Consider the following 8,592-nt stretch of genomic DNA (forward strand, 5'->3'; position numbering starts at 1 on the left):
GATTATGTGATTTTTATTTTTCCTACGTGATTTTGTTGCTGTTCCAGCTTTCTTGGTAGCAATTTTCACATTAATCGGAGCCCTAATTCAGAAAAAGAAAGCTGGGCAAACTATTATTAGTGTTTTCAAAGTTATTATTGATTTTTTAATTTTAGGTGGTGGAGCTGGTGTTTTAGTTGGCTCACTAACTAAATTTCAAGTTGCCTTTGAAGCAACGTATGGTTTAAATGGAGTAATTCCTAATAATGATGCTTTTGCCGGATTGTTAGCAAAAGCATTGCCAGCAATTACTTCGCTTGGATCATTGATTATGATTGTGGGAATGATTTTAAACATTTTCTTAGCAGCATTCTCACGTCTAAAATATGTATATCTTTCAGGGCATGTTTTATATTATATGTCACTAATGCTGGCTACTGTAATGTATGCAGCTGGATTAGATTTTCAAAATAATGCTGGTGATTATGCTGTTTCTTTAATTTCTGGAGCAGCATTAATGCCGTGTATATGGTGATTTCACCAGCAACCCAACAAAGATATATGCGTCAAATTGTTGGTAATAATGAAATTGGATTAGGTCACACTGGTGGATTCGGATATGCTGTAAGTGGTCTAATTGGTGAAGGGATTGCAAAAATTTCTAAGAAAAAAATCTTATCAACTGAAGAAATTAAATTTCCTCAATCACTATTCTTTTTTAGAAATACCTTAGTGTCAATTTCCTTGACTTTATTCTTATTTTATTTATTTGCTTTCTTACCTGCAGGAATTATGTTTGAAATGGGTAAATTCCATCAAGAAGTTGATGGCCAAATGGTAGTGATCGAAACTAAAAAGGCTGTAGTTGAAGTTCTAACACAACAAAATTGATTAGTTACAATGTTAGTTCAAGCATTTACTTTCACTGCTGGAGTAGAGATTATTCTATCAGGAGTAAGAATGTTTGTTGGTGAATTAGTTCCAATGTTTAAAGGAATTAGTGATAAATTCATCAAAAATGCTAAAGCAGCTGTAGACTGTCCGGTTGTTTATCCATATGCACCAAATGCTGTAATCATTGGTTTTATTAGTTCTTTTTTAGGTGGGATTGTTGGAATGTTTATTACTATTGGATTAAATCAAGGAAGTTTAATTGGTGCAGTGATTTTGCCGGGATTAGTTCCTCATTTCTTTTTAGGAGCAACTCAAGGAGTATTTGGAAACGTTAAAGGCGGGATTATTGGAGCTGTTTTAGGTTCGTTTATTATGGGAATTTTTATTACTTTTGTGCCTGTAATATTTATGGCAGGAAAATGAGTGCCGGGATCAAATGATGCTCTAGTTGACCTTGCTTTACAAAATGGTGTAAGCAAAAATGACTTAGTTTCTTTAAATTGAGGTGATACTGACTATATTTTTGGAATAATTCCAGGGTTATTCGGCTTAATTAGCAAATGAGCAATACTTGCGGTTTCATTAGTGATGTTTATCGCTGTATTGCTAGATGGAGTTTTTGCAAAATTTGTACCTTGATGACCAAAAGGAAGAAAACCAAAAACAGAAAGCATAGCTCATGCTGCATAATAAAAATCTTGATCAAAAATTAATTGCAGCAATGCGAGGTATTTCACTTGATGCAATTAATAAAGCTAAACAAGGTCATATTGGCATGGCGCTAGGTGCTACAGCAATAGTTCAAAATTTACTTTGCCATCATTTAAATTTTGTAAATGAAACAAAATGAATTAATCGTGATAAGTTGGTTTTATCAGCTGGCCACGGTTCAATGTTGCTTTATTCTCTATATCATTTTATGGGATTTTTAAGTATTGATGACCTTAAAAATCACAAAATTTTAAACTCTAAAACCCCTTCCCACCCCGAAATTGATAAATTAGATTTAGTTGATGCTTCAACAGGACCCTTAGGACAAGGCGTTGCTATGGGCGTAGGAATGGCTTTAAGTCAAGAATTTTTAAAACAACGTTTTAATAAGCCAGAATTTGAATTATTTAATCACAAAATTTATGTTATAGCTGGTGATGGTGATTTACAAGAAGGAGTTGCTCTAGAAGCATTACAATTAGCAGGAACTTGAAAATTAAAAGATTTAATCATTATTCAGGATTACAATGGTTATCAAATTGATTCAACGGCCCAAGAAGTAAACAATATTAACTATCCTCAATATTTTGAAGCTCAAAATTTTAATGTGATCATTTTAGATAATGATGATCTTGAAGCAATTAATCAAGCAATTTTAAAAGCTCAAAATGCTGATCGCCCTACTTTTATTCAAGTAAAAACTCAAATTGCTTTTGGCACAAAAGTTGCCAATACTTCTATGGGGCACAATGGAATTTTGGATCCCGAAGCTACAGCAGAATATAAAAAACAACAAAAATTACAAACTTTAACTCCGTTTGAATATGATCAAGAAATTTATGATCACGCTCAAAGTTTTTTAGCAACTAAAGTAGAAAAATTTAGAGTGTGAAGTAAATTATTAGAAGAATACAAATTACAATATCCTGAATTATTTCAAGAGTTACAAGCTTTAATTTCAAATCAAATGCCGGAATATAAGTTAGATGTAAATTTTGAAAAAAATAATTTAGCAACTAGAGAATACACTGGTGCAATTATGAAATACATTGAAGCTAATTACTGAAATGTTATTGGCGGATCAGCTGATTTACATGTTGCTACTAGAGTAGGATTTAGTAAAAGCATTTTTGCTAATGGTCATAATATTAAATATGGAATTCGTGAATTTGCAATGGCAGCCATTAATAACGGAATTGCTTTAGCGAGTAATTTAAAAGCAATTAGTTCCACTTTCTTAGTTTTTAGTGATTATGCAAAATCAGCATTGCGTTTAGGAGCGATGATGGAATTACCTAATATTTATGTTTTTAGTCATGATTCATATCAAGTTGGCGGCGATGGTCCAACTCACCAGCCGATTGAACAAATTACAGCACTAAGGGCAATTCCAAACTTTAAAGTAATTCGTCCTTGTGATGAATCGGAAACAGTCGCCGCTTTTGAACTTGCTTTAAATAGCAAAATAACACCGCATGCAATTATTACTTGCCGACAAAATTTACCTTCTCTGAATTTAGCTACCAAACCTTTACAACCAGCTTATGTAGTAAGTGATCCAAATATTAAAAATTATGATTTAAATTTATTAGCTTCAGGAAGTGAAGTGGAGTTAGCATTCAAAGTAAATAAATTACTAAAACAGCATAATATAACTGCTCAAGTAATTTCTGTGCCAATTTTACAAGATTTAGTTGAAAATGAATTTTTAATTAAGCAATTAAAACTTGCAGAAAAATCGCTTTTTGTAATTGAAGCTACTAACGATCCCTTGTGATATAAATTAGCTACTTTCACAAGAATGCAAGGTCATTTTTCTAAAGCATACGGTGCTTCCGCTGATGGAGAAATTGTTTACCAGCTTCATGGTTTTGAATCAAAAAGTATTGCAGAAAAAATTTTTAACTGATTTAAAAAATAAATAAATTTAATGTATAAAAATATTCCTTGCTTTGATACAGGGAATATTTTTCATATATTCATCTATTCTCAAAATATTTTTCAGTAAGGTGCAAATTGTTGATTTACATTTTCAATTTTTTCAAAAATTTTTTTATATAATTTTTTTATATCTTTTAAATTTTTTAAAAAATTTATATGACTAGGAATAATAAATTTATAAAATGGCTTGCGAAAATTTCTTTGATCTCAAATTAAAATTGGCCATTTAATATCCTCCACAACAATGATATTTTTTTTAAAAGCTAAGTCTTTTAAAGAAAAAGTATTCCAATAATTATTTTCATAAGAATTTCATTTATTTTTAAATTTTGCATTTTTATCAATTGTATCTATATTAAAAAAACTTTCTTCTAAAATAAAAAATTTTAAATATTTTAAATCTTTATATTCTCAAAAATTATAACGAGTAAATTTGTTATTTGTTGTTAAAAAATTGCAATAAACAGGGTAAATTATTTTGCTTATTTTTTCTAAAAAATTTTTTTTATTAATTTCACTATATTTAAGTTTAGGATCTATAAAATTTTTTAAAATATAGTTGTATTTTACCTCTTTTATATTCTCATTTTTAATAAAAATATTGAATTTAGTTTCCGCATCTAAAAGAAAGTATTTCTGATCATCATAAGATTCTTCTAAAAGTCTATAATTAATTATCGGCCATCCAAAAATATTTTTAATTACTTCACCAATATTTTTTGTAAAAGAACTTGTTTTAGGAGAGTCTCCATAAATCATGTGACAATAATTTGATGATTGAAAATGAAATTCAGCTTTAGAATCCACAGGGCTTGTTTTTACTAAAATAAATGTTTGTCTAAATCCTTCAAAATTTGCTATTTCAAAAAAAGGATATTTTAGAAAAATTTTTTTTCCGTTATCTAATAAATTTATTTTATTAGAGTCATATCCAAAATATTCATTTTTTAAAATATAAAGATTATAATCTTTATCAAACTGTTCCAATTCATAATCATTTATGTATTTTTCGAAATCTGGTTGCATTGGGTAATTATCATTCTTATTTTGAAAATCAATTTTTTTTAAATTAAAACTAACTTCATTCAATATAAAAATATAATAAAAAAGCTCTAATTTTTCAATAAAAACCATTTTTTTAAATTTATTTTCATTTTTTATTGATTCTAAATAAATATCATTTAATTTTAATTTGCTTAATTTAGTTTTAATTAATTTGTACTTTTCTAAATTTGATATTACCTCTTCAAAACTTTTTTCACTTATCATGTTTTAACCTCTTTTCAAAAATTTATTTTTCCTTTTTTCAATATGGTGCAAAATCTTCATTTATTTCTTCAATTGAATTAAATAATTTTTGAAAAAAAACATTAAAAGATTTTTTGTATAATGTTTTTTTTAAATTTCGTGGAACGATAAATTTATAAAAAGGCTTAAGAAAACTTCTTTGATCCCAAACTAAAATTGGTCATTTTATATGTTTTGTAATGATAATATTTTTTTCAAAAGCTAAATTTTGTAAATTTATATCTTGATTAAAATCAAATTCTGTTTTAATTTTTGTATTTTCTCAAAAACCTTCTTTTAAAACAAAAAATTTTAAATAAGATAAATCATCATCACTTCAAAAATTGTAATAAATATAATTTTTATCTTTAATTTCACTTTTGTTAAAAAAATACATTTTAATTGTGCTTATATCTTTAATAAAGTCTTTATGGCCTATTTTTATTTCTTCAAATGGGGGAAAATATTCATTACCATATTCAAAATCTTTTCATGGATTGTTTTCATTTTTTAAATAATCTTTTTTATTAACTGAATAGTTATTAATAATTTCTGCATATTCAAACTCATTTAATTGATTTTTCTCAATGAAAAAATTAAAAGTTTTTTCAGCATCAATTAAATTATATTTTTTAATGTGTGTATCAATGTCTTGAAATAAACGATAATTAATAATGGGTCATCCAAAAATTTTTTTAATAAATTCGCCAATTGATTTTATAAAATCAATAGTGATATCAGTTTCTCCGTAAACCATTTGACAATAATCTGAATATTTAAAATAAAATTCAGCTTTTGAATTTGTAGGTTCTGTTTTAACTAAAATGAAAGTTTGTTTTGCCCCTTCAACATTTTCTATTTCAAAAAAAGGATATTTTAATGCTGAATTCCTGAACTTCTGCAAAAAGTTTAATTTTTTTGAGTCAAAACCAAAATGCTCATTTTTTAAAATATAAAGATCATAGTCTTTATCAAAATTTTCTAAATTAATCTCTTCGGAATATTTTTTAAAAGGCGGTTGCAAAAGATATTTCTTGTCATAATTTTCAAAATCAAAATAACGATATCTACAGAAATATGTGTAATGCTCAATAGGTAAATTAAATAAAAATAATTTTTCTGCATGGAATAAATTTGTTGACTTCTCTTTAGGGAAAATATTGTTTGGATAAACATACATATCTTCCATTTTTAATTTACTTAATTTTGTTTTTTTTAATTTGTATTTTTCTAAATTAGCAATTACTTCTTCAAAACTTTTTTCACTTATCATTTTGCCACCTTTTAAATAAGATAAATAAATTATAAAAGTAAAGGATTCAAATTTGTAATGATTTTATATTTTTCTTAGATCACTCATTTTAATAATATATAAAACTATTCAAATAAAAAATTTTTTAATAAAATATAACTGATTTTACTAAACTATTTGAATATATAAAAAATGCAAATTTTAAAATTGCTTTATGAAATTTATAAATATTTTTAAAATTCTTAAACAAAAATACAAAACTATTTTTCATGGTTTTGATTTTAAAATTGCTTTGATATATAAATAAGTAATATAACTAATCCCAATAAGACGCAAAAAATTTATTCATTTTTCTTACTTTTTCAAGGAATCTTTCAAAAAATATTTTTGAATTTTCTATATTATAAAAAGTACTTATACTAAAAGGGGAAATTATTTTGTAAAAAGGCTTTTGAAAATTTTTTTGATCTCAAACTAAAATAGGCCAAGTAATATTTTTATTAAAAATAATATTTTCTGCAAAAGCATATTTTTCAAGTGAATAAGAATCATCGAATTCCATTTTATATAAATTTTCTGTCTTAAAAATTCGTGTTTTTATTCTTAAATTTTTAACATTTAAAAAATTGGTATCTAAAATATAAAATTTTAAATATGGTAAATCTTCTTCATTTCAAAAACTATAAGATTGACGAATAGCTTTTCCAAATTTTTCTTTTTCAGAAAAATTGATAAAAATTTCATTCATTAAATATAAGTAATCTATTCAAGAAGCATTTTCTTTTAATATTGTTTTTTTGTTATTTTTAATTTTATTAAAACTTTTAACTTTAAAATCAATTAATTCAGGAGAAAAATTTGTAAAATTTTGTAAAACATATTGATAATCAACTTCTTTTAATTTATTTTTTTTAATAAATTTACTAAACGTTGTTTCTGCATCGATTCTTTTTTCTCTTTTTATAACATCACTACCCATTGGTTGGCAATCATTCTTTTTTGAACCAAATATTTCTTTAATAACAAAACAAATGTTTTTTTTAAAATTATTGGTTTTCGGTGAAAAACCATACATAAAATCACAATATTTTGAAGTTTTAAAATAAAATTCTGCTTTTGAATTTGTAGGTGTTGTTTTAACCAAAATAAATGTTTGTTTAAACCCGCTAAGGTAATTTATATCAAAAAAAGGGTATTTTAAAAACTGCATTTTCGATTCTTTTGAAAATTCCACTTTTTTAGAATCATAGCCAAAATGTTCGTTTTCTAAAATATAAAGATCAAAATCATTATCAAAATTTTTTAAATTTTCATCTTTCATATATTTTTCAAAGGGAGTGTTCATTATATACGTGTCTATGTAAGCGCAACCTAGAAAATCTGGTGTTAAATTTTTTATGCAAAATTCACTTGCTGGCGATTCCGTTGTAAAAGAAACTAATTTTTGTCTTTCATTTTTAAGTGAACAGTATTCCGAGGATAAGTAACTAAGATTTAAATAAATATCTTTTAAATTTATTTGACTTAGTTTAGTTTTCTTTAATTTATATTTTTCTAAATTGGCAACTACTTCTTCAAAGCTTTTTTCACTTATCATATTTACCCCTTTTTATAATTTTATTAAATTATAAAAGTTAATGGAATAAATTTATAATAATTTAATTCCTTTAGCTTTTGCTTTTTTATATACTGATTCATCTCAATAAGAAACTTGCACTTCACCAATATGTAATTTTTCTAGTAAAAATAAACATAAACGACTTTGACCAATTCCACCACCAATTGAAAATGGAATTGTTTCTTCTAAAATTGCTTTATGAAATGGTGAAACTCTCGTCAGGTCTTCTTCAGTCATTTTACTTTGTTTTAAAATTGCTTTAGCATCTACCCTAATTCCCATCGATGATAGTTCAAGCGCTTTATCACTAATATAATCATAAACAATTAAATCTCCATTCAATTTTCAGTCATCATAATCAAATGCCCTTGCAAAATGGACTACACCCGATTTTAGCGGTCAACCAACTTGCTTAACAAAAAATGCATGATGTTTTCTAGCAAATTCAGTTTCTCTTTGTTCCGGGCTTAATTCAGGGTATAGATCTTCCAATTCTTGCGAAGTTACAAACTTAATCTCTGATGGCAACTTAATTTTTAATTGTGGAAATAAACTTACAATTTTATTTTCCATGTCTTTGATAGCTTGATAAATTTTTTTAACTGTTTTTTCTAAGAAAATATCGGTTCTATCAGCTTTTATGATTGCTTTTTCCCAATCTCATTGATCAACATAAAAGGAATGATAATATGATAAATTTTCTTCTTTACGAATGGCATTCATATCCGCATATAGCCCTTCACCAACTTCGAAATGATATTTTGCTAAAGCAGCTCTTTTTCATTTTGCTAAAGAATGTACAACTTCTAATTTTTTAGTTATCCCTTTTGGCTGAAATTGTACAGCTTGTTCCCCATTTAATCCATCATTTAGTCCCGTAGAGGGTTCTACAAATAAAGGTGCACTTACT

The 8,592-nt window shown here is 26.0% G+C and carries 7 protein-coding genes; 3 read left to right on the forward strand and 4 right to left on the reverse strand.

Going from position 1 to position 8,592, the window contains the following annotated elements; all coding sequences use genetic code 4:
• Positions 1-4 precede the first annotated feature (4 nt).
• Genes ACW95P_RS03530 through ACW95P_RS03540 form a run of 3 tightly spaced genes read left to right on the forward strand, consistent with a single transcriptional unit; the run spans position 5 to position 3,505 of the window.
• On the forward strand, positions 5-577 hold the full coding sequence (locus ACW95P_RS03530) for a PTS transporter subunit IIC (protein ID WP_457961857.1): 573 nt from the start codon (positions 5-7) through the stop codon (positions 575-577).
• Entirely contained in the window at positions 508-1,563 is a 1,056-nt protein-coding gene (locus tag ACW95P_RS03535; RefSeq protein ID WP_457961863.1) for a PTS transporter subunit IIC, read from the forward strand. Before ACW95P_RS03530 ends, ACW95P_RS03535 begins: the two co-directional genes overlap by 70 nt.
• Positions 1,553-3,505, forward strand: a complete 1,953-nt coding sequence (locus ACW95P_RS03540) for a transketolase-like TK C-terminal-containing protein (protein WP_457961858.1) — start codon at positions 1,553-1,555, stop codon at positions 3,503-3,505. The genes ACW95P_RS03535 and ACW95P_RS03540 overlap by 11 nt, the downstream gene beginning before the upstream one ends.
• Before the next feature lie 62 nt (positions 3,506-3,567).
• Here ACW95P_RS03540 and ACW95P_RS03545 read toward each other — a convergent pair whose 3' ends face one another.
• From ACW95P_RS03545 to ACW95P_RS03560, 4 genes are all read right to left on the reverse strand, one after another.
• A complete protein-coding gene (locus tag ACW95P_RS03545) occupies positions 3,568-4,794 on the reverse strand; it encodes a hypothetical protein (RefSeq protein WP_457961859.1) in 1,227 nt (408 codons plus the stop codon).
• 22 nt (positions 4,795-4,816) lie between these two features.
• Positions 4,817-6,085, reverse strand: a complete 1,269-nt coding sequence (locus tag ACW95P_RS03550; RefSeq protein WP_457961860.1) for a hypothetical protein — start codon at positions 6,083-6,085, stop codon at positions 4,817-4,819.
• Between the two features lie 295 nt (positions 6,086-6,380).
• The gene (locus tag ACW95P_RS03555; RefSeq protein WP_457961861.1) at positions 6,381-7,661 is read right to left on the reverse strand and encodes a hypothetical protein; all 1,281 of its coding nucleotides are present in this window, start codon (positions 7,659-7,661) and stop codon (positions 6,381-6,383) included.
• Positions 7,662-7,712: 51 nt separating this feature from the next.
• The coding region (locus tag ACW95P_RS03560; RefSeq protein WP_457961862.1) for an aspartate--ammonia ligase at positions 7,713-8,592 on the reverse strand (880 nt) is incomplete at its 5' end.

Source organism: Mycoplasma pogonae, from assembly GCF_054170725.1.